Here is a 21,337-nt window from a genome sequence, read left to right as displayed (position 1 = left end):
CCCATAACTATACGTCGCCGTCACACTGTTTACATAATTTTAATTACGAAACCCATATATTCCTCGGTCCAGCAGCACCTATTGAGGTAAAAACTCATTGGTATAGCAGTCTGCTGCCGGTATCGCCTTTTCGATCAACCCATTTTCTACCATGAAATCCGTATAATCCGTCCATACCGAATCCTTCATCAATCCCCACACAGGGCTGTCTTCGCTGTATTTGCCTGCCAGATATTCCTGAGATTCTTTCAGCATATCTAAATCATAGGATTCTGCATAACCGTGTAAAATCTCCGCAGCGGCATCCGGGTTTTCGATGGCGTATTCATACCCCTTACTGGTGGCTGCTAAAAAGGACTTTACCATTTCTGAATCTTGCTCCAGGGTGCTGTCCTTGGCAATGATTACTGGGGTATAGTAGTCCAGCTTAGGGTCCAGCTGGCGCAATTCCATATAATTCACGTCAATGCCTTGGCGCTTAGAATTGATTCCGTCCCAAGCCCAGAACATCCACATTAGATCGATATCTTTTTTCAGGGCTTCGTAGCCCGCCCCATCCGAGGTGATCATCTTTAACTTGCTAAAATCCGCTCCGTATTTTTCCATCACTGCATGAATGACGGCTTCTTCCCCCGGAGAACCCCAGCCGGTATAAGTCTTTCCCTCAAAATCCTTTGGAGAGGTAATGTTCTTGCCTACATAAGAGGCAAACCCCGACGTGTTGTGCTGAATCACCGTAGCCACCGCTTTGATAGGTAGGGGGTCCTTTGCGGCCAGCGCATAGGTCACATCCTCCTGATAACTAATACCGAAGTCTCCTTTGCCTGCTGCCACCAGGGCCGGAGTCACCCCATCTGTCGGCTCTACAATCTCTACATCCAGGCCAGCATCTTCATAATACCCCAATTCCTTGGCTGCATAAAGTCCCGTATGATTGGTATTGGGCACATAGTCCAAGATGACAGTCACTTTTTGCAGCTCATTCGTTTCCTTGCCTTCCGGCCCATCTGCACCTCCGCAGGCCGTCATGCCCGCAGCCATTACCAGAGCCAAGCCTAAAGCCCATACTTTCTTCTTCATATCTTTCTCCTCCTTTATTAACATAACATTTTTCACTTTTTTCTTAAATTGGGCAGTAAAATCAGCTGCAACAACTTTACACAGCCGTTCATCAACAGACTGAGAACCACCACCACCATCACGCAGGCAAAGACCTTATCCAGCATAAAGCCGTTTTTTACCCGCAGCATGTAATACCCCAACCCGCTGTCGGAGGAAAGCCATTCCCCCACTACCGCTCCCGTGATGCTGTAAGTAGCTGCTACCTTCAATCCAGAAAACAGGGCAGCCGCTGCTCCGGGGATTTTCACCAGACTGTAGACCCGCAGGTTTCCAGCCCCCAGCAGCCGAGCCAGATTCACCTGGTTGATGTCCACTTGACGCATACCGTCGGCAAAACTGATAACGATGGGGAAAAAGCACATCATCACTACAATGAGTACCTTAGGCGCCATGCCAAAACCTAAGTAAATCATGAAAATAGGGGCCAATACCAATACCGGTATCGTCTGGCTGACCACCAGCAAGGGGTAGACAGCAGTGCGAAAAAGTTCAAATCGATCCATGACTACGGCCAAGACCATGGCCAGGGCTGCCGCCAGCACCAGCCCCGCCAAGGTCTCCTTCATGGTCACCAGGCCATGGAGAAGCAAGGCACTTCTTTCCGCAGCCAAAGCCTGTAGAATGGCCGAAGGTGCTGGCAGGATGTACAAAGGGATTTCTGCTGCCCGCACCACAGCTTCCCATATTCCCAGCAAAATCAGACTTACAGCAACAGGTACCAATATTTTTTTCTTGTCAGACATGCTATCCGCCCCTCCTTTCTTTGGATGAAGTATCATTCACCCGAACGTCACCTTCTGGTGATTTTCCGCGATTCATTTTCTCTGCCCTTAAAAAGCAACAGACAAAATATGAAAAAAAGAGTGTTCCCCTAAAGAAACACTCCTACTACTCTTCTGCAACATGGCGGCTTGTCACAGCCTCTTGCATGTTAAAAGCTTTCCTATCGGCGGTACTAGCCACATCAGGTTCAAAGGGTTCTGCATATGCAATCTCAGCTCGGTCAAGACCTTGCACCCCTAGCATGTTTATTCTATTGCTTGCTCTTTTATGAGTTTACACTATGGGAAACTCTTTGTAAAGTCCTTTTCCCGTATCGACTCTTCAATCCGATTCCACCGGGGTCAATGCACCCGTCACCGAATCCATGATAAAGCCTCGGATTTGCACATCCTTTGGAATCAGTGGGTGGTTCAGCAAAATGTCCAAGGTATTTTTCACCGAACTATTCACACAGTCGAACCCGCCCAGCCAGGTATCAAAATCCACGCCGCAGTAATGCAGCAGATTGATATCCGTCTCAGAAACCCCTCGTTCCTTTAGCTTTTGAATCATCTTCTGAGCTTCCATGGACTGGGCTCCGCAGTCTGTGTGGCCGATGACCATCACTTCCTCCACCCCTAAATCCAAAATGGCTACCAGCAAACTGCGAACAGCACTGCCGAAGGGATGGGATACCACGCCGCCGGCATTTTTAATAATCTTGGCATCTCCGTTTTTCAGTCCTAGCGCTGCGGGCAGCAGCTCTAACAGCCGGGTATCCATGCAGGTGAGAATAGCAACCTTTTTCTGTGGATACTTGGTAGCAATATACTTCTCGTAGCTCTTCTCTGCTACGAATTCTTTATTATAAGCAATGATATCATCGATCATTTTTCAGTCCTCCATTATTGAGTTCCCGCTTTCGTCTCTTGCGTATGCTGTTAATCAGCAGAACTGCCACCGAAAACACCACAAAGGCTGGCATCACCCAATCCAAATAGCCCTCGTCCTGAGAGAGAACATCGGTCCATAAGCGGTCGATATACAGGTTGGTATCCTCCGACAAGTTAATGAAAGCCTGGGTATTGACCAGCTCTTCCACTGGCGGGTACAGGTTTTTATCGCCGCTGATTTCCGGGTCCAGCAAGGCTACAGCTGCCGTGTTAGGGGAGGAATACATGATGTATTCTGCATTGTCTGCCGCTGCCTGAGGTTCGTTGAGAAAATTGATGTACATTTCCGCCGCTTCCTTGTGACGGGAGTCCGATGGGATGCACACAGCATCATAGTAAATGTTCGTATTTTCTGGAATGTATACGGACAAATCCGGGTTAACTTCCTTCATAATGTAGTAGTCACCGATATAGTAAGGCGCAATAATGGCTTCGTTAGCCTGCATCTTGTCAAAAATCTGGTCCATAACGTAGGCTTGAATCAACGGCTTCTGCTCTTTTAGCAGCTGTGCCGCCTGCTCCAGTTCCTTGACATTTTCCGTATTTAGGCTATATCCCAGTTTTTCCAGGGCCAGGGCAAAAGCGTCCCGGGAATTTTTAAACATAAGAATTTTTCCGGAATATTCCGGGTTCCACAGCTCGTCAATACTTTCAATCTTGTGGCCAACCAGCTTTTCATTATAAATAAGACATACCCGCCCCCACATATAAGGCACCGAGTACAAGTTGTCCGGATCGTATTCTGGGTTGCGGAACTCCTCGCCGATGTATTTGAAGTTGGGAATGTTATCAAAATCTAAAGGTTGTACCATCTTTTCCTGAATCAGCCGGGAAACCATATAATCCGATGGAAAGATCACATCATAGGCATTGGCTCCGCTTTTCATCTTTGCGTACATGCCTTCATTCGTCTCAAAATTGGAATAGTTCACCTTGATACCGGTCAGTTTTTCAAATTCACCGTTGATGTCCATGAGGCCGTCTTCCCCGATGGACAAGTATTCCCCCCAATTGTAGACGTTGATTTCCAGCTCTTTACCCTTGAATCGGCTGTAGTATCCTCTATCATAGGTAGGCTGGCCGCTGTCTACATCCGTATCAGCGGCCACCGTCAACGGGGCAGCTAGCAGGGTCAGGAGCAGGAGGCCGGCCCAGGCCAAAGCCAAGAAAGGTTTTATATGTTTCATGATCATCATTCTTTCACCCCTCCGCCTTTCCATTTCAGCATACCTTGTTTCAGCTTCTTCTCATTCCGTCGCTCCAGCAGATTGACAAGAACCAATATAGCTAGCACCGCAATAAAGATCAGCGTAGACAAAGCGTTGATTTCCGGGCTGACCCGCTTTTTCGTCATGGCGTAAATCATAACAGACAAGGTCTGATGCTTGGCGCCCGTCGTAAAATAGGAGACGACAAAATCATCTAGAGAGAAAGTCACCGCCATTAAAAAGCCTGCCACCACCCCCGAGCGAATCTCATGAATGGTCACTTTAAAAAAGGCTTGAATGGGATTGCACCCCAAGTCCATGGCTGCTTCTACCAGGGATTGATCTAGCTGGCGAAGCTTGGGCAGCACGTTAAGGATGATATAGGGGATGTTAAAGGTGATGTGGGCCAGAATCAGCGTGGCCCAGCCAAACTGAAAATTGATGCCCACCGTAGCCAGCCATTTCTTCGCGGTAACGAAGAGCAGCATGAAAGATACCCCTGTAATAATCTCCGGGTTGATAATCGGGATATAGGTCAGGTTCATGACCGCCCCTTTCAGTTTAGCGTCCATTTTTTCCAGCCCAATGGCGGCGGCTGTGCCCATGACGGTAGCAATGACAGAAGACACCAGTGCCACCACCAGGGTAGTCATCAGCGCGTCCATTACCGCCGCATTATGGAACAACTGCACGAACCATTTTGTTGTAAATCCTGTAAAAGTTCTCCCTTTTGTATCGTTAAAAGAGAAGACAATCAGGACCATAATCGGCAGGTATAAAAATGCCAGGAATACGCCGATATATGTTTTTGAATACCATTTCACAGCAGCCGTTCCTCCATTCCTTCATCATCCAGAAATCCTGATACGCTCATGCACATCAGAACTAACAACATCAATACTAACGAAATTGCCGACCCTAAGTGGGGATTATACGCATTGCCCAGAAACTGCATCTCGATGATGTCACCAATCAGCTGATTGTGGCCGCCTCCCAGCATTTGAGAAATGATAAAGGTGCTGACTGCCGGTACGAAGACCATCATCACCCCGGTCTTAATGCCCGGTTTGCTAAGGGGCAGAATAATTTTTGTAAAAACCTCTCGCGGCCCGGCACCCAAATCTTGAGCCGCTTCTAAAACATCGTTCTGAATCTTCAGCATCACGGAACGAAGAGGTACAATCATAAAAGGAATGTAGTTATAAATCATGCCCATAACGACGGCACCCTGGGTGTTAATCAAGTTTAGGGGACCGATGCCCACCATTCCCAGGAGATTATTGATGATACCGTTGTTCTCTAGGAGCGTCATCCAAGCATAAGTCCGCAGCAAAAAATTCATCCACATGGGGAGCATCAGGAGCATGAGCAGCGTGCGGTTGCCGATGCCCTTCATTCTGGACATCAGATACGCCACCGGATAGCCGATGACTAGACAAAGAACCGTAGACACTACCGCCAGCCAGATGGACTTTACGAAGACAGAAGAATACCGGCCTGCCTGCACTAAATTATCCATGCTTAAACTTCCCTGCATATCTGTAAAAGCAAAATATATAATGAGCCCCAAAGGAACAGCAATAAAAACCACTGTCCACATCATATAGGGATAAGCCGCCTGCCTTAAGTTCATCGTTCCTCCTCCATTTTTCTCATGACATGTATGTCGTTAGGGGTCAGCGTCATGCCGATCATCTCCCCAACCTGCTGGCTGTCTGTGGAGTGAATCATCCACTGGAAACCATGGCCGCTGACCGTGATTTCAAAGTGAACCCCTTTGAAAACGATATCCTCTACCCGGCCGGTGATCTTGCCTTCCTCCAAAGGAACCACGTCGATATCCTCGGGACGAATAACCACCTCTACCGCCTCCATCGGCTCAAATCCAGAGTCCTCACATTCAAAAAGCACCCCGGCGAATTCCACCAGGTAATCGTTGTGCATCACTCCGCTGAGGATGTTGCTCTCGCCGATGAAGTCGGCTACGAAGGCATTGGCGGGCTCGTTATAAATATCCTGCGGCGTTCCGCTCTGTAATATTTTCCCATTTCTCATAACGATAACCCGGTCTGACATGGTCAACGCTTCTTCTTGGTCATGGGTCACATATATAAAGGTAATTTTCAAAGCTTGTTGAATCCGCTTCAGCTCAATCTGCATTTCTTTTCGCAGTTTAAGGTCCAAGGCCCCCAGAGGCTCATCCAACAGCAACACCTTAGGCTCGTTGATTAACGCTCTGGCGATGGCCACTCGCTGCTGCTGGCCGCCGGACAACTGGTTGATGTTGCGGTTTTCGTAGCCAGATAGGTTAACCAGTTTCAGCATGCTCTGAACTTTTTTCTGAACCTGATCTGCCGCCATCTTTTTTAGCTTTAATCCAAAAGCAATGTTTTCAAACACATTCAGGTGCGGAAACAGCGCATACCGCTGAAATACAGTGTTCACATGACGCTGATAAGGCGGCACGCCATTAATCCGTTTTCCTTCAAAGAAGACGTCCCCGGCAGCCGGCTCCGCAAAGCCGCCGATAATTCGCAGGGTGGTGGTCTTCCCACAGCCCGATGGGCCTAAAAAGGTGATGAATTCTTCATTCCGTATATCTAAATTCAAGTTGTCCACTACCCGTTCTCCATCGTACTCTACCGCGATATTCTGCAGGCTGACAATAATGTCATTCTTCATTTCTTTTCCTCCAAAACTGTATTCCGTAAGCGCTCCCTTGCGGCAACGCCGTCTTAAAATCTTAGCGCTTATTATATCATGCAAGCTGCGTCGCCGCATGATTCGGTAAGCGCCTCTTTGCGGCAACGCCGTCTTAAACTTAGCGCTTATTATATCATGCAGATCCCATATCCTGCAATTCATAGATTTATTTTTTTCTATTTATTCTTTTTTCGCATACTTCTGTCTTTTTAATCGGTTTTCACCGATTTTCCTCCTTGGTCTTCTGCCGATGCTCCGGCTGGTTCGACAGCGGGATTGTCAACTGGAATCTGCTGGTTCTTTTCACCATCCTTAGCCCGGTTGTCGTACAGGTATGCCGCAATAATCACCGTTACTGGTACGGCAAAAAGGATGCCGGTACTGCCGATAATTCCCTGCAAGACCTCTACCACAATCATCTCCATGTTAAACAGATACAGCGGGTCCTTATTAGAAGCCACCAGCAGCAAAACCGTCGCCAGCGATCCGCCAATATAGGCCAGAATCAAGGTGTTGGTCATGGTTCCGATGGCGTCCTTACCGATATTCATGCCCGATCGAATCATCCGCTTAACTGTTCGGTGCTCCATGGTTTCCGCCAGTTCATTCATGGCCGAAGCAATAGACATGGCCACATCCATAACTGCTCCCAGGGACCCGATCACAATGCTTCCCCAGACGATGGCCCGAAGATCTAACGGATGCTGGCTGTTAACATACATGAGAAAGAGGCAGTCTTCATCCACAATGCCGGTAATACCCAGCAGCTGATTGGTGAGCAGCGCCAGAATACCGGCCACTGCCAAACCGCCCATATTGCCCAGCACGGCACAAAAGGTTTTAATATTCACCCCGTTCAACACGCAAAGACTCATCAATATAATGAAGATTGAAATAACAATGGTGGACAGGTAGATATTCTGTCCGCCGAGAATACCCGGTATGTACACTAGAAAAACCGCCCCTGCGGTAAAAATCAGAGAGATGATGGTAGCCAGCCCTTTGGAGCGGCCAATCAAGATGATGAGCGCAAAAAAGGCCAAGCAAATAAACACCATATAATGGATGCGGTTGTAGTCGATAAACATCCAGATTTTTTGAGAATTGGTGGGATCTGCGGTATAAGATACCACGATGCTGTCCCCCTTGGACACGGTGTCGGGCTGAACGGCATACATATAATCGATATATTGAAGCATCGTCACTGCTTTCCCTTTGTCCGGGCCGTTGGTGAACTCTGCCTTGAAAAAGACACTCTTGCTGGAGATGGAGGATTCTCCGTCGTCCAGACTAATCTCCTTTACCTGAACATCCTCCAATCCCAAAACACGGGCCCGGTAGAACTGATCGCTGGAGGTCAGCAGCTGTGCTTTTGAGAGATTGGCCCCCAAGGTAATAAATAAAATAGACAGCAGGATAACTGCAATAAAAGTAACTCCTTGTCTCGTAAACAATTTCTTCAATTCTCTACCCTCCCCTTGATTTCTCCAAGAAATCTTTTTGCTAACATGATAAAGCAATTCTTCATTTTAGCACAAGTTTCTGCTTTTTTCCATACATCTGTACATTTTATTTTTAAATCTCATGGGGCCATGTTTTTTCCATTTGCAGCGAAAAAATGTTTTTCAAGCGGGAAGTCACATGAAAAAGGTGGCTTGTTAATATACTGTTTATATAGAATCAAGGTTAGGAGGCCCATTATGCTTGGGAAACGCCAGTTAGAGGATTTTAATTTATCCACAGCACAGCTGAATCTCCTGTTTCGCCTGCGAACCATCTGGCGGGACATTGCCACCCAGCTCCGTTCTTATTTGCTCTACGTTTTTTTAGACGCTGATCCAGCCTTAATCCAATCTGCAAAACAACAGCTGACGGAGCTGCCGGTTATTTACGCTAACATTTTTCGATTATATTTCGGGGATGTGATGGCCGACCAGCACGAACAGCTCATGTCTAATTACGTGAATCTGCTGACCGACCTAATCGATGCCACCAAGGCGGGAGATGAAGCAGCCGTTCAGAACTATACTCAGCAGATTAATCAAAATATTGAGGAGCGTTTAGACCTGTTGACCTACTACAATCCCTTCTGGGAAAGAGGAACGCTCTCCAATTTTCTGATTGAGTTTAACCGCCGGACCCTGGAGCAGATTCAATCCTTTGCCCAGGGCGACTTTCAGAACAATGTCAGCAGCTTCAACAGCCTGTTAACCTTTACCGACCGAATCGGGGATTACTTTACCGAAGGCTTGCTTCGCTACATCACCTTCAGTGCTCGGGAGCCGCGATTTTAGTTTACAGGAACGGTCATACGATGGCTGCAATCAAAACACCCCGCCGGAGTCACCTGCTGTTTGCAGGAACGCCGGCGGGGTGTTTTTTACTTTATTACCTCATTTTTACTCTTAAACTGTATTTCTTTTCCTCCATATTCCAACGTCAACGTTTTCTCATCTGCTGACAACTTATAGTGCACAGCAGGTGCTTTCTCTTTCTCTATTCCCGGCCAAATGGTATTTTCACCCTTCATCTCCGTTATCTCTGGTACAGCAACAATCTGAGCATCCGCCACGTTCAAATAGGTTCTTCCTACAAACAGCCCTTTGGACTCTGAATTTTCTGCACCTCTGTATAGTTTCATCTGGTAATAACTAAAAGAAACGGTTAAGTCCCTGTTATCTTCTGCTTCCCAGCGGATGTTGGCCAGTTTGTCCAGCACCTTAGTCTGTTCCTCTGTCAGTTCACTCTTCTTATAGAAAATACAGGTGGTTCCACCGTGTTTCAGACGAAGTTCCCGGTCAGAATACAGCTGGTATTCTATCTTATCTTGCTTTTGCAACGTCCAGTCAGCCGGGCTGCCTTCGTTTTCTAACAAATCCATGTAGATATATTTTTCATCCGTGTCCCTAATCTTTGCTTGCATACCTGGATTCCCTGCCTGCCAATCCACGGTTTTTAATAAACTATCCCCAATGGTCAATTCCAAATAGCCTGTATATATCCCCTTTTCCAGGCTGGATTCCGCTGCTACCCAGCTTCCTGCAAGACTAGATAAGTTCCCTGACTGGGCCGAATTCACCACCACCCGGTGAGCTGGCCCATCCCAGGCCACCTGAGCGTCTAAGCTCTCCGATATGAACCGAAGTGGAACCATCGTCGTCCCATTCTGCACAAAAGGAGCTGCGTCCAACTGAACCGTTGACCCATCCACAGAGGCTGTGGTGCTGTCCATGCTGACACGAATCTTCCGATTGCCCAGGGTAGCTGAAGCCGTCTTGGTCGTATTATCCCATTCCACTTTAGCCCCTAATGTCTCAAAGATTTTCCTCATAGGCACCATGGTTCGTTGATTTTTCAGAACGGGAGGCGTATCAAAATATAATTCTACCCCATCTAAATACACGGTAATAGGCCGCTGCCCGGCTTTCTCCTGGAAATGCTCCGGCAATTTGAAATAGCCCACACGGCCGTTTCCGCCTATTTCCGGATCTACTACGGTCACAAAGGCATAACCCCCATCCGTCAAGAGAATGTCCTCAAAGATGGTAGGCAATACCTCTGCCCCTTGCCGATTTAGCAGACCTGCCCCGGTATAATAATTCTTACGCAGTACCTGAAACCCGGAGCCCGAGTCCCCTGAGTTTTCATATTTAAACCCCGTCAAATTGTTGCCTGCTGCATCCAGCAAGGCATATTTCTGCCCATAATCATTTGGCGGCGTAGCTTCCGGTGGATAATTCCCTGATCGGTGCCCCAAGTAAAAATCCGCTCCTGCCGGCCAAAGATCAAAGTCCTTAAATCCGGTCAGCATCCGCTCTTGATCATCTAAATAGCCTTTGACCTCCAGTCCATTTATGTTTTTTCTCACGGAAATTCGGTCTGGTGCTTCCTTATAAAAGGAAAGATAATCTTTAACATCAGTCACCTGCCCAGCTGAATCAATCAAAAAAATCTGCTGATCCTTTTGTCCGATAAAGGAGCCGTCCTCTTCTTCATAAAACCAATTATATTCAAAGGGCAGTACAGTGCTTCCCGCCTTGTCTATGATGCCCCACTTTCCTTGAAGCTCTACTGCCGCCACGCCATTGTGGAAATCATTGGCATCCTCATAGCTTAAAGCAATTACTTCCTTTCCGGTCCGGTCGATAAATCCCCACTTTTCTCCCTTGGATACGGCAGCCAACCCTTCTGAAAAGAGCATCGCATAATCGTAGGTCAAGGAAGTAAATGCTGTCCCCGACAGGTCTAAAAAGCCATATTTCCCATCCCTGGATACCCGGATGGCGTCCTCTGCCAGAACAGGTCTATAGGAACCGTAATGTTCGGCATTCAGGGGCTTCCCCTCCTTGTCCAACACATCACAAAGCCCGTCAGACCGAACAGCTGAAATCAGTCCGCCTCCCATAAAATTGAGTTCCTGATAGATGCCTGATTTATCTTCAAACAGCAGCGTTCCCTTGTCATCAATGATGCCTTTATGGCCGCTATCCCTTAAGGTTGCCGTGGCATACCCATCACCAAAAGGGCCGATGTCGCTGTAGGCTTCATCGGGAAACGCCCGAATACCCTTAGAATCAATATAAATGTAGCGGTTGCCTGATTTCATCAGGGTGATATTCTCGCCTCCCGAGCTGCTGGAAGCAGCGCCGTCATCAGCCGCCGGTCCCCAAATTAACTCTCCTTTCCCGTTGACAAAAGCGGCCTTGCTCTCTTGTCCTTCCGAGTCAGCCATAATCAACTTGTAAATATCCCCTTCGTTCTCCTGCCGAATATAGTAGTCGTTCCACTGTTTGCCAAAATCATACCAGGTGATATCCACCCCTATTTCACCGATGGCCTGCTGGCCTCGAGTTGCTCCATAAGCCCCTCCAGTGCCACCTGTAAGCATAACGGCGGCGGCAACTGCCCAACAACACGTTTTTCTCATCCATTTTTTTCGAACTTCGTTCTTGTTCCTCATCAATTAATCTCCTTTCACCCTTCCCCTAAGATTCCACTTTTAAGTACAGTGTACATCATTCTACTTTTTTCATCAATATAAATCAGCACTGGTACAAGCTACATGAAATGCTCATATCAGTGCTGATTTTACCTCAAACTCTGCAATTGATTTATTTGTTCCGTTACTAGGCCCTTACCAAATGATTATCATAATATTTTCTCCGTACAATTTCTATGTAACGGTTGTCATCTTTTGTATCTTTTTCACAGCGGCAAGGCTCGCTTTTGCGGTGCTCCCCAGTGGGGTCAAAGCCTAATGCATCATAGAGCGCCTCTCCAGCTTTGTTATCTGGATAATGCATAAGCTCCACACAGGCAATAGAGGGAAATTCGTTTTTAAACAGGTTTATTGCCTCTTCCAATGCAGCACGACCTAACCCTTTGCCCTGCTCCGATTTATCAATCATTAATCTATGCAGGAATACATAATCAGGATTATCTTTGACGAAGTAATATAATAGAAACCCTATCGGAACATTATCCTTGTTAATAGCCTTTGTAATAAACGATTTCTCAACCACACATTCAGCCAGAGAATACAAGTTATCTTCCATAAATCCCTTTTGATTATCATTTACTTCCATATTTATTACAGCTTGAAAATTCTCTTGACTTATACTTTTAAACTGAATCATCCTTTTTCCTCCTACTTTATTTTGATTAAGAATGGCATTTCCGCGTCCTCTCCGAGGAGATCCTGTCTGACTTTTATTCTGTTTTAATTATACCTTCTTTACCGTTTGCTTTCATTATCTCTAAATTCAAATTATTACAGTAATATTTGTTCTAATAAACAAATACTGATGCTTCCAGCACAAGGTTTCTCTAAGTAAATTGCATCCTTTTTCTAATCAAAATCTATGCTGATATCTCCGGCTGTAGTTTTCACCTTTAAATAGTTTTCAGCAGAATTGTCTGTCAGAGAACTCCTTCCGCTTTGATTTCCTTCGACGGTTACATCACCCAGCTGCGTATCCAGGTCAAAAGAGTATTCTTCCTTTTTCAATGTCGTTTTAATCTCAATGTCTCCCAAGTCAGCAGTAAAATTGCTTTTGCCTTTTAAAGTTCCCGCTGCCGTTATATCCCCCGCATCACAATTCAGGTCAAGAGCCTCTGTGCGGAGGTTCTCTGTTTTTAGATCACCCAAGGTTACATCTGCTTTTAAGTCACCTGCCTCCACATCAGCAAGTTTCACCTCACCTGCGCTAAGCTTCAAATCTAAAGTTTCTGTCTTAATTCCTGAAATATCAATGTATCCCAAGCTATTTTCTACTTGAACTAATTGAAGTGTAGTTCCCTCTGGGCAACAAATGATATATTCAATCCCATTTTTATTTTTCATTTTTTTACTAAAATTAATATGTTGTTTGCCAAATTTATCTTCAATGGTCAGGGTCCCATCCGATACGTTGATATCGGGCTTTCCCAATCCTTTATCATACGTATACACCACCTCGGACTTATCACTTGCTACTATTTTTACGCCACCTAGCCCAATGTTTGTTTTAATCACTTGTATCGGCTGGCTGATTTCTTTTGAATCGGTGACTACTTCTCCGCTTAATTTATACAGATGGTCTGCCTCCTCCGCTCCTATGCTGAAAGGAGTATCCCCTCCTCCCAGGTGAAAGGCAAACCGATTCATGTCTACGCTTCCAGTCGCACCCAGCATCAGCCCGATTCCAGCCAAACACCCTCCTACTACAATTAAACAAGTGCATACCATAATACAGATTTTTATCTTTTTATTCATCAGCCTTCTCCTCCGTTCTTCCTGTTTTTAATTGCCTTTTCTCATTCATTCTTCTTGCTGTAAATCTCACCAATCCTTTAGCCGCCAAGATGATGCCCAACGCCAGCAGCACCGTTGCTCCCACGAAAGTCAGGCCTACCCCGACTGCAAACAGTCCGTTGGCAAAATCAATAAAAAGGACATATATTCCTACTGAGAAAGCGACAATGCCACTGAGAAAGAATGCGCCTACACATAACAATGCTGCGATAACAAGGAGCGCTACCGTCAGCAGTATACAGAATGCCAGCAAACCGCCTGCAACAGCCAGAGGTAAAGCTACCGGTGCGGTAAAAAGACCTAAAATCACCCACCATACAGCAGAAATTCCTTTTCGCCCTTCTGCGTTACTTCCATTTCCTTGATTGCTTAACTGTTTTACGGCAAAATCTGCTTTAATCTGAGTGGCGATTCTGGAAGGACTGCCCAATTCCTTTAAAGCTGCTGCTTCATTTTCAATCCCTGCATCATCTAAATACTCGTTATAATAATCGATCGCATCTTTCACTTCTTCTTTCGGAAGCTTGAATAGTTCTAACTCCAGCTTCCGTATAAATTCCTGTCTATTCATCCCAGTCACCCCCGCATAATATTGCATCCACTTGTTTTTTATAAATGATCCAGTCTCTTTTATATACCTCATACTGCGCTTTGCCCTCACTTGTTATAGCATAATATCTCCGGTTGCGTCCCTGGAAGGCCTGGTCATAGGTTTTTAAATAATTTTCTTTTTGTAATCTCCGCAACACTGGATAGAGCGTCGATTCTGAAATATCCATAACCTGCTTCATGGTCTGTGTCAGCACATATCCATAGGTATCTCCTTTTGACAGCACAGAAAGAACACAGGCATCCAGCAATGCTGATCCAATTTGAAATCCCATCTTTCCCTCTTTTCTTTATATAGTATTATTTTTATAACAATACTATACGCTATATAATATTATCCGTCAACATATATATTCTTACAAAATTCTTAAGAGTATTTTCTCCACTTCGTGCCGCAGGTTCAAATGAACGCATACAAAAAAGGCGCTCCTTGGAGCACCGGATAAAATACCGGGCAAGGAGCAGCCTTTCTATTTATGAATGGATGAAATGGTTGGTATGTTTATGATTAGCCTAAAATCTTCTTTAAGTCTTCTTCCGGTGTGCTGATTGGAGAAATATTGAAGTTCTCTACCAAGAAGTTCAGTACGTTTGGAGAAACGAAGGCTGGCAGGGATGGTCCCAGGTAAATGTTCTTGATACCCAGGTGCAGCAGTGTCAGCAGGATACATACGGCCTTCTGTTCATACCAAGACAATACCATGGACAGCGGCAGGTCGTTAACGCCGCATTCAAAGGCTTCTGCCAGGGCTACAGCCACCCGAATAGCGCTGTACGCATCGTTGCACTGGCCCATATCCATGATCCGAGGCAATCCGCCAATCTCGCCGATGTTCAGGTCGTTGAAACGGAACTTACCGCAGGCCAACGTCAGGATGATGGTATCTTCCGGAGTCTGACTAACGAAATCCGTATAGTAGTTTCTGCCCGGCTTCGCACCGTCACAACCGCCAACCAGGAAGAAGTGCTTGATGGCACCAGCCTTTACTGCATCGATTACTTTGTCGGCTACGGACAACACGGTTCCGTGTCCGAATCCAGTAGTCAGCTCCGTTCCGCCGTTGATTCCAGTATACTCCTGATCTTCAGCAAATCCGCCTAATGCCAGGGCCTTTTCGATAACCGGAGTAAAATTCTTGTCTTCTCCGATGTGTACCAGCTCTGGATAGGAAACCACTTCCGTCGTGAATACTCGGTCTGCATAGCTGCTCTTCACTGGCATCAAGCAGTTTGTGGTGAACAGAATTGCACCCGGCAGGTTGTCAAATTCCTTCTGCTGGTTCTGCCACGCGGTACCAAAGTTTCCTTTCAAGTGCTCATATTCCTTTAACAGCGGATAGCCGTGTGCAGGCAGCATCTCCCCGTGGGTGTAAATATTGATGCCCTTGCCCTTGGTCTGCTCTAACAACTGCTTTAAGTCGTACAGATCGTGTCCGGAAATGACGATGAATGGACCCTTTTCCACCTTCATCGGTACAGTAGTCGGTACCGGTGTCCCGTAAGTTTCTGTGTTAGCCTTGTCCAGAAGCGCCATGCACTTCAAATTTACTTCGCCCACTTCCAGAACAACCGGCAGCAGGTCTTCCATGCCTAAATCTTCGCCGATTACGCACAGTGCCTTATAGAAAAATCCATTGACCTCTTCATCGGTATAGCCCAGCACCATGGCGTGGTATGCGTAGGCAGCCATGCCCCGAAGGCCGAATAAAATCAAAGATTTCAGAGAGCGGATATCCTCGTTGTCATCCCAAAGCTTCGTCAGATCATAATTGTCGTTACGTCCACAGACAGAACCGCAGCCAGAACAACCCGGAACGGCAGCTTCTTTTGCTGCTTCTACCTCTGCAATGAGTTCGTTCAGTGTCTTATCATTAAAGCTTACGTTAGTCACTGTAGTGAATAACCCGTCTATTATAAGCCTTGTAGCCTTTTCAGAACCCAGCTTGCCATCATAGGCTCTAGCCAATCCAATCAAGGCACCCGTCAAATCATCCTGCAAGTTGGATGTATCTGCGGTCTTTCCACAGACACCGGCCCCCCCTGTGCAGCTGGCACAGCCAGCAGTCTGTTCACACTGAAAGCAAAACATTTTAGTATTCATAACATACCTCTCTTTCCTTCGTTAAAATATTTATTTCTTATATTTTTGTTTTAACTTATACAGGAAGTATAAAAGAAAGGCTCGAAGTATTCTGTTGTTTTTACAACAAATTCAAAATAAATTATTAAGAATTCATTTTTTTCTTAAATATCCAAAGGCAGACGGAAACAATCACTCCGCTGAGTGCAATGACCATGGGGTACCCGTAGGTCCAATGAAGCTCTGGCATTTGAACAAAATTCATGCCGTACCAACCCGCTATAAGCGACAGTGGCAGAAAGATTGTGGTCACCATAGTTAAGACCTTCATAACATCATTCTGACGAATACCAATCTCCGACTGATACACCTCCTGCACCTGCATGGCGTATTCCCGGAGAACCTGGGTCTCACTTTGAAGCCTAGTTACCCGGTCAGCAAAAATCCGGAAGGTAGCCACATCATCCTTACCGAAAAAATCCATCTCGTTGTCAAAAAGACTCTCTCCTAAGTCTGTCAGTTGACTGTAATACCGATATCTGCGGGAGATTTCCTTTTTCAGCCCCAGCATCCGATAGTTAAAATCCTCCACCTCTCGGGCCAGAATCGCTTCCTCCATCTTGGTGATGTCCTTCTCAATCTCGGCTAGATACAGCACATCTTCCTCGATGAGGGAAAGCAGAAAATCGTATAAAAACCGCTCCACGTTGTAGCCCTTTCGCAGCTTTCCGGCGGTAACCTTCTCCAGGCTGTTTTTTACCAAGCCCGTATCGTCAATAAAAATCAGTTTATTTTCCAGAATGTAAAAAGCAAAACCAACGTTCTGCTTTTCATGTCGCTTGTGAGGTATGTGCAAAGTTCCAAAGAGAAAATCCGCATAGCTTTCCAGCTTGCAGAAACGCAAGTGATCCCGACTTTGCTCCAGCAGGTAACTAGCCCGGATTTGCACCGCCTGCTCCCAGTCGGCGCTGGTAAATAAGGCTACACCATCCGCTTTTTTCTCCCATTCCTCCATGGTCGTCTCTTCCATTCTATCTTTTTCAATTTTGTAATACATGGCATCTCTCCCCTCTGACCTGTTGGCTCCTTTTTAGCTTGTCCACTATCGGTCAAAATCAAACAGATTATACCGCTAGTATACCACATCCTTTGGTATAATCTACCACTCTTTTTTATCCTTTCCCGCAAAGCTATTCCCCACCTTTTTCCTTTGGAATATCTCTGGTTCGGAAAGCCGGACGGTAATCCTTGGTGACGAGATTTTTCACCACTTCCGACCGGTGACCATCTAAAAACCGAACAATCTGGTACACATCAATCCAGATTTCACTGTTGCACTCCTTCTGGGATTCATCAAAAATGAGCTGCATACCAAAATGCAAATGAGTGGTGTTGATGTTATTAGTGTTTTCTTTGGTGCTGTACCCTGTACGGCCCATGTAACCAATCACATCCCCCGGTGACACCTCATCCCCTTCCTTTAACCCCAGCTTGTAGGGAAAGTTCTTGCGCAGATGGGCATAATAATAATATCGCTTTTTATCCATGGAGCGGATACCAATACGCCAGCCGCCGTATTGATTCCAGCCCATAGCCTCCACGGTGCCGCCCTCCATTGCAATAATGGGCGTTCCCACCTGGCCCATCAGGTCATTGCCCAAATGATTGCGGGCAAATCCATAAGAGCGGCTCTGACCAAAGTCATCATAGTGATTGTAGTAAAAGTTCTTGGCAATAGGCGAAAACGCTTTTAGTCCATATCGCTTCTGCCAAACCATCTCCCGACCGTCTTCGCTGGGTACTTCTTCCTCATAAGCCCCCACAAATCCAGAGAGTACGGCACTGTAAGCTTCATAATAATAGTCATAATATTTCATATCCTTGGTCAATTCTTCTATGGCGGCTCCCCCTTGCAGCTTTTCCGCTACCGCCTCTAACTGGCTGTCCTTGTAGCCAGCGAAATTATTACCGTTCTGAGCTGTTACATAAGCCAACAGCTGAATCCAATCCAGCTTTACCCCCTCTTCCTGAGAAGATAAATCTAGGTCTAAAGCTTTTTTCATGGCTTCACTGGGCACATTATAATCCACCCATTTTATATAATCCTTCTGGCCCTCCTGCTCTGCTGCGGTGTTCCTGCTGTCACTTCCATAAAAAATTAAGCGGCCAGCCAGAAGAACAGCCAGCCCGATGAGACAGATAAAACAAAAGCTAATCAGCCTTTCCTTTTTGATTATTAACCGCATAAACTCCCCTACCTCCAAAGACAGATGGCCGATCCCAGCCACAGCAACCTCCTATTATATATATTTCGGCTGCTGTCCACTCATGCCCTATTGTTGAAGTTCGGGGAGTATTTTGCATTTATTTACATATTTATATAGTTGTATTTTTTATTTCAGCTACACAGTTTAGCGTCATTATGCCTCGTTATTGGTTTTTCACCGCTTCTTCTGCGTACATATTGTTTACAACTTCATTATAATCAGCTTTTTTCGTCAATTCACCTGCTTGCGTCATGACCTCCTGTAATAAGTCAAAGGGCTCTTCCCGCAAAATCGGATCGGCCGACCAAGCATCGATGCTCTTATAGCGTTCCACTACGGTAGTTAGAATGCTCATATCCGTATCTGGGAAAGATGGGGCTACCGCTTCAGCAATCTCTTCTGCACTGTGCTCCTGAACCCACAGCTGACCTTTATAGACAGCGTTTGTGAATCGTTGAATCAAGTCTTCGTTCTCTCGAATAAAGCTCTGTTTAGCGAAATAAGCCGTATAAGGGATTTCTCCACTTTCTTGGCCGATAGACGCCACGATGTACCCCTTGCCCTCTGCTTCCAGCATAGAAGCTGTAGGTTCAAAGAGCGTTACATAATCTCCGGTTCCGCTGGTAAAGGCCCCAGCCATCAAGGCAAATTGAATACTGTTGTCTAAGATCGTATCCTTAGCAGGATCTACACCGTTCTGCCGCATCACATATTCTAATGCCATGTAAGGTACGCCGCCCTTTCTTCCTGGCAGAACCACCTTACCCCGAACTTTATCCCAGCTAAAATCCTCATCCTTTTCTCGGCCCACTAAAAACGAACCGTCCCGCTGCGTCAACTGCGCAAACACCTGAGTGTGATCATCCTTGCCTTCATTGTAGACATAGATTGAAGCCTCTGGCCCAGAAAACCCAATGTCCACGTTGTCAGACAATACTGCCGCCATAACCTTGTCGGCCCCCTGGCCGTTGGACAGTTCAATCTGGATGCCTTCCTCTTCAAAAAAGCCCAGATTCATCGCCACATACTGGGGGGCGTAAAAGATGGAATGCGTCACCTCACATACAGTGACTTGATCGACCTCCTGCTGCTCTGAGCCGCAGCCCCCCAGCAGAGTCAGCCCCAGCACCGCCGCCAAAAGACAGCAGCCCCATTTTTTATAACTTCTCATGGTTCAAACTCCTTTCACATTTTCCGGGCTGCACCTAGTGCCCGTATAGCTTCATCACTGCACGTTGCAGCAATACTACCGCCTCGTACATAACCGCCGCCACCACAGCTAAAATAATTACACTAGCCATGACCAAATCCAACTGGAAGACCTGACCTCCATACACAATTAAATAGCCTAATCCGGCCTTGGACACCAAAAATTCCCCGGCAATGACTCCCACCAAGGACAGACCGATATTGATTTTTAAAGAATTGAACAAAGTAGAAATATTATACGGAAAGACGACTTTCGTAAAAATCTGTAACTTTGACGCCCCAAAAGTAGTCACCATCTTAATATATTCCTGATCTGTATGCTGAAACCCGTTGAGCATTTCCAGCACGGTTACGATGAGCGAAATGGCCAAAGCCATAAAGATGATGGCCTCTGTCCCAGCCCCCACAATAATGATGATAACTGGTCCCAAAGCGATTTTCGGCAGGCTGTTAAGCACCACCAGATAAGGTTCGCTAATCTTAGCAATCAGACTGCTCCACCAGAGAATGATAGCCAGCAAGGTTCCAGTAATAACCCCCAGAACAAAGCCTACCAAAGTCTCATATACCGTAATGCCAATGTGGAGAAGCAGGTCGTTTTGCGCCATACGAACGTAGGTATGAAAAATTCTCGATGGCTGACTGAGAATGAAGCTGTCAATAAGCCCAACCCTGGCGGAAATCTCCCACAGAGCAATCAATCCGAGGAGTATGCCTAGCTGCCAGAAAAGAATCAATTGTTTCCGGCGACGCTGTTTCTTTAAAAATACAACCCTCTCTGAAGAAAGCTCTTTTTGCTCATTCATGACTGCTCAGCTCCTTCCAAATATAATCAAAGTATTTGCTGAATTTAGGGCTGTTCCGACAATTCAGCGGATTTCGGTCTGCCATCTCAAAATCGATATCCAGTACCTCTTTTACCACTGCCGGACGAGCAGACAAAATCAGCATTTTATCTCCCATGCTGATGCCTTCAGGTATGTCGTGAGTGACCATAATAGTGGTCACCTGCTCTTGTTTTAATATACCGTATACATCGTTGGTTACCGCCAGCCTGGTCTGATAGTCCAGTGCGGAAAACGCTTCATCTAACAACAAAATATCTGGGTTAATGGCAAGGGTTCGAATTAGGGCCACCCTCTGCCTCATTCCTCCAGATAGTTGGGACGGATACTTATCTTTAAATTCATAAAGCCCATAGGTCTTTAATAATTCAATCACTCTTGCCTCATTTTCGGGGGTTACGCTCTTCTGTATTTCCAGTCCTAGCATGACATTTTTATAGATGTTTCTCCAGTCCAGCAAGTTATCTTTCTGCAACATGTATCCAATATGGCTCGTTATGCCCTCTATCTTTTCTCCCTTTACATAAATTTCTCCTGCGGTCGGTTTGAGAAGTCCTGCAATAATAGAGAGCAACGTAGATTTACCACATCCGCTGGGCCCGACGACACTGACAAATTCACCTTTTTCCACTTGAAAACTTATATTTTTTAGTGCGGTTATTTCTCCATTTAATGCCTGATACTTTTCTTCGATGTTTTTTACCTCTAATACTGCCAAAATACCACCTCATTATTTTTAAAATAGATACTCTTCATTGTATGTGATTTTAAACAAAATGGTGAATA

The 21,337-nt window shown here is 46.0% G+C and carries 20 protein-coding genes and 1 riboswitch; of the genes, 1 reads left to right on the top strand and 19 read right to left on the bottom strand.

All coding sequences use genetic code 11. The annotated features are described in order from the left end of the window. Positions 1-78: 78 nt before the first annotated feature. The 8 genes from Ami103574_RS05385 to Ami103574_RS05350 all read right to left on the bottom strand — a co-directional run bounded on the left by Ami103574_RS05385 (position 79) and on the right by Ami103574_RS05350 (position 8,211). Entirely contained in the window at positions 79-1,080 is a 1,002-nt protein-coding gene (locus Ami103574_RS05385) for an ABC transporter substrate-binding protein (RefSeq protein ID WP_163065651.1), read from the bottom strand. Positions 1,081-1,112: 32 nt separating this feature from the next. Next, positions 1,113-1,865 (bottom strand): ABC transporter permease, encoded by a 753-nt coding sequence (locus Ami103574_RS05380; RefSeq protein ID WP_163065650.1) that lies wholly within the window; start codon positions 1,863-1,865, stop codon positions 1,113-1,115. A 180-nt stretch (positions 1,866-2,045) separates the two neighbouring features. Next, positions 2,046-2,153, bottom strand: a riboswitch (TPP riboswitch). A gap of 73 nt (positions 2,154-2,226) precedes the next feature. Further along, positions 2,227-2,775, bottom strand: coding sequence for a beta-class carbonic anhydrase (locus Ami103574_RS05375; RefSeq protein ID WP_163065649.1), 549 nt, complete (start codon positions 2,773-2,775; stop codon positions 2,227-2,229). Further along, the gene (locus Ami103574_RS05370; protein ID WP_207710525.1) at positions 2,765-4,033 is read right to left on the bottom strand and encodes an ABC transporter substrate-binding protein; all 1,269 of its coding nucleotides are present in this window, start codon (positions 4,031-4,033) and stop codon (positions 2,765-2,767) included. The genes Ami103574_RS05375 and Ami103574_RS05370 overlap by 11 nt, the downstream gene beginning before the upstream one ends. Then, complete coding sequence (locus Ami103574_RS05365; RefSeq protein WP_246213200.1) at positions 4,030-4,869, bottom strand: ABC transporter permease; 840 nt, start codon at positions 4,867-4,869, stop codon at positions 4,030-4,032. The genes Ami103574_RS05370 and Ami103574_RS05365 overlap by 4 nt, the downstream gene beginning before the upstream one ends. After that, complete coding sequence (locus Ami103574_RS05360) at positions 4,866-5,678, bottom strand: ABC transporter permease (RefSeq protein WP_163065648.1); 813 nt, start codon at positions 5,676-5,678, stop codon at positions 4,866-4,868. Before Ami103574_RS05360 ends, Ami103574_RS05365 begins: the two co-directional genes overlap by 4 nt. After that, a complete protein-coding gene (potA, locus tag Ami103574_RS05355; RefSeq protein WP_163065647.1) occupies positions 5,675-6,727 on the bottom strand; it encodes a spermidine/putrescine ABC transporter ATP-binding protein in 1,053 nt (350 codons plus the stop codon). Before potA ends, Ami103574_RS05360 begins: the two co-directional genes overlap by 4 nt. 230 nt (positions 6,728-6,957) lie before the next feature. Then, positions 6,958-8,211: a YibE/F family protein gene (locus Ami103574_RS05350; RefSeq protein WP_163065646.1), complete on the bottom strand. Its 1,254-nt coding sequence runs from the start codon at positions 8,209-8,211 to the stop codon at positions 6,958-6,960. Positions 8,212-8,448: 237 nt separating this feature from the next. Between Ami103574_RS05350 and Ami103574_RS05345 the strand changes: the two genes are divergently transcribed. Beyond that, complete coding sequence (locus Ami103574_RS05345) at positions 8,449-9,042, top strand: hypothetical protein (protein ID WP_163065645.1); 594 nt, start codon at positions 8,449-8,451, stop codon at positions 9,040-9,042. 86 nt (positions 9,043-9,128) lie between these two features. Here the strand turns inward: Ami103574_RS05345 and Ami103574_RS05340 are convergent, their stop codons facing one another. From Ami103574_RS05340 to Ami103574_RS05290, 11 genes are all read right to left on the bottom strand, one after another. Beyond that, positions 9,129-11,708, bottom strand: a complete 2,580-nt coding sequence (locus tag Ami103574_RS05340; RefSeq protein WP_163065644.1) for a stalk domain-containing protein — start codon at positions 11,706-11,708, stop codon at positions 9,129-9,131. Between the two features lie 166 nt (positions 11,709-11,874). Next, positions 11,875-12,384, bottom strand: a complete 510-nt coding sequence (locus tag Ami103574_RS05335) for a GNAT family N-acetyltransferase (protein ID WP_163065643.1) — start codon at positions 12,382-12,384, stop codon at positions 11,875-11,877. A 212-nt stretch (positions 12,385-12,596) separates the two neighbouring features. After that, on the bottom strand, positions 12,597-13,502 hold the full coding sequence (locus Ami103574_RS05330; protein ID WP_163065642.1) for a DUF4097 family beta strand repeat-containing protein: 906 nt from the start codon (positions 13,500-13,502) through the stop codon (positions 12,597-12,599). Next, positions 13,495-14,112, bottom strand: a complete 618-nt coding sequence (locus Ami103574_RS05325) for a DUF1700 domain-containing protein (protein WP_163065641.1) — start codon at positions 14,110-14,112, stop codon at positions 13,495-13,497. The genes Ami103574_RS05330 and Ami103574_RS05325 overlap by 8 nt, the downstream gene beginning before the upstream one ends. Then, the gene (locus Ami103574_RS05320) at positions 14,105-14,425 is read right to left on the bottom strand and encodes a PadR family transcriptional regulator (RefSeq protein ID WP_163065640.1); all 321 of its coding nucleotides are present in this window, start codon (positions 14,423-14,425) and stop codon (positions 14,105-14,107) included. The genes Ami103574_RS05325 and Ami103574_RS05320 overlap by 8 nt, the downstream gene beginning before the upstream one ends. A gap of 233 nt (positions 14,426-14,658) precedes the next feature. Continuing rightward, positions 14,659-16,251, bottom strand: a complete 1,593-nt coding sequence (hcp, locus tag Ami103574_RS05315) for a hydroxylamine reductase (RefSeq protein ID WP_207710524.1) — start codon at positions 16,249-16,251, stop codon at positions 14,659-14,661. A gap of 124 nt (positions 16,252-16,375) precedes the next feature. Continuing rightward, entirely contained in the window at positions 16,376-17,287 is a 912-nt protein-coding gene (locus Ami103574_RS05310) for a magnesium transporter CorA family protein (protein WP_163065639.1), read from the bottom strand. 133 nt (positions 17,288-17,420) lie between these two features. Beyond that, complete coding sequence (locus tag Ami103574_RS05305; protein WP_246213199.1) at positions 17,421-18,518, bottom strand: M23 family metallopeptidase; 1,098 nt, start codon at positions 18,516-18,518, stop codon at positions 17,421-17,423. 142 nt (positions 18,519-18,660) lie between these two features. Continuing rightward, positions 18,661-19,668 (bottom strand): ABC transporter substrate-binding protein, encoded by a 1,008-nt coding sequence (locus Ami103574_RS05300; RefSeq protein WP_163065638.1) that lies wholly within the window; start codon positions 19,666-19,668, stop codon positions 18,661-18,663. A 34-nt stretch (positions 19,669-19,702) separates the two neighbouring features. Then, complete coding sequence (locus tag Ami103574_RS05295) at positions 19,703-20,512, bottom strand: ABC transporter permease (protein ID WP_163065637.1); 810 nt, start codon at positions 20,510-20,512, stop codon at positions 19,703-19,705. Next, on the bottom strand, positions 20,505-21,269 hold the full coding sequence (locus Ami103574_RS05290; RefSeq protein ID WP_330587212.1) for an ABC transporter ATP-binding protein: 765 nt from the start codon (positions 21,267-21,269) through the stop codon (positions 20,505-20,507). The genes Ami103574_RS05295 and Ami103574_RS05290 overlap by 8 nt, the downstream gene beginning before the upstream one ends. Between the last annotated feature and the right edge of the window lie 68 nt (positions 21,270-21,337).

Origin of the sequence: Aminipila butyrica (genome assembly GCF_010669305.1) — a bacterium.
In the GTDB taxonomy this organism is placed as follows: Bacteria; Bacillota; Clostridia; order Peptostreptococcales; family Anaerovoracaceae; genus Aminipila; species Aminipila butyrica.
The sequence above is the reverse complement of the archived record's forward strand: the minus strand, read 5'-3'. Positions and strand labels throughout refer to the sequence as shown.

Excerpts from the sequence above, each read along its gene's own strand:
- potA (WP_163065647.1), bottom strand. The coding sequence starts at position 6,727 with ATGAAGAATGACATTATTGTCAGCCTGCAGAATATCGCGGTAGAGTAC.
- Ami103574_RS05310 (WP_163065639.1), bottom strand. The coding sequence starts at position 17,287 with ATGTATTACAAAATTGAAAAAGATAGAATGGAAGAGACGACCATGGAG.
- Ami103574_RS05375 (WP_163065649.1), bottom strand. The coding sequence starts at position 2,775 with ATGATCGATGATATCATTGCTTATAATAAAGAATTCGTAGCAGAGAAG.
- Ami103574_RS05340 (WP_163065644.1), bottom strand. The coding sequence starts at position 11,708 with ATGAGGAACAAGAACGAAGTTCGAAAAAAATGGATGAGAAAAACGTGT.
- Ami103574_RS05345 (WP_163065645.1), top strand. The coding sequence starts at position 8,449 with ATGCTTGGGAAACGCCAGTTAGAGGATTTTAATTTATCCACAGCACAG.
- Ami103574_RS05325 (WP_163065641.1), bottom strand. The coding sequence starts at position 14,112 with ATGAATAGACAGGAATTTATACGGAAGCTGGAGTTAGAACTATTCAAG.
- Ami103574_RS05295 (WP_163065637.1), bottom strand. The coding sequence starts at position 20,512 with ATGAATGAGCAAAAAGAGCTTTCTTCAGAGAGGGTTGTATTTTTAAAG.
- Ami103574_RS05300 (WP_163065638.1), bottom strand. The coding sequence starts at position 19,668 with ATGAGAAGTTATAAAAAATGGGGCTGCTGTCTTTTGGCGGCGGTGCTG.
- Ami103574_RS05335 (WP_163065643.1), bottom strand. The coding sequence starts at position 12,384 with ATGATTCAGTTTAAAAGTATAAGTCAAGAGAATTTTCAAGCTGTAATA.
- Ami103574_RS05380 (WP_163065650.1), bottom strand. The coding sequence starts at position 1,865 with ATGTCTGACAAGAAAAAAATATTGGTACCTGTTGCTGTAAGTCTGATT.
- Ami103574_RS05370 (WP_207710525.1), bottom strand. The coding sequence starts at position 4,033 with ATGATGATCATGAAACATATAAAACCTTTCTTGGCTTTGGCCTGGGCC.
- hcp (WP_207710524.1), bottom strand. The coding sequence starts at position 16,251 with ATGAATACTAAAATGTTTTGCTTTCAGTGTGAACAGACTGCTGGCTGT.
- Ami103574_RS05385 (WP_163065651.1), bottom strand. The coding sequence starts at position 1,080 with ATGAAGAAGAAAGTATGGGCTTTAGGCTTGGCTCTGGTAATGGCTGCG.
- Ami103574_RS05320 (WP_163065640.1), bottom strand. The coding sequence starts at position 14,425 with ATGGGATTTCAAATTGGATCAGCATTGCTGGATGCCTGTGTTCTTTCT.
- Ami103574_RS05360 (WP_163065648.1), bottom strand. The coding sequence starts at position 5,678 with ATGAACTTAAGGCAGGCGGCTTATCCCTATATGATGTGGACAGTGGTT.
- Ami103574_RS05330 (WP_163065642.1), bottom strand. The coding sequence starts at position 13,502 with ATGAATAAAAAGATAAAAATCTGTATTATGGTATGCACTTGTTTAATT.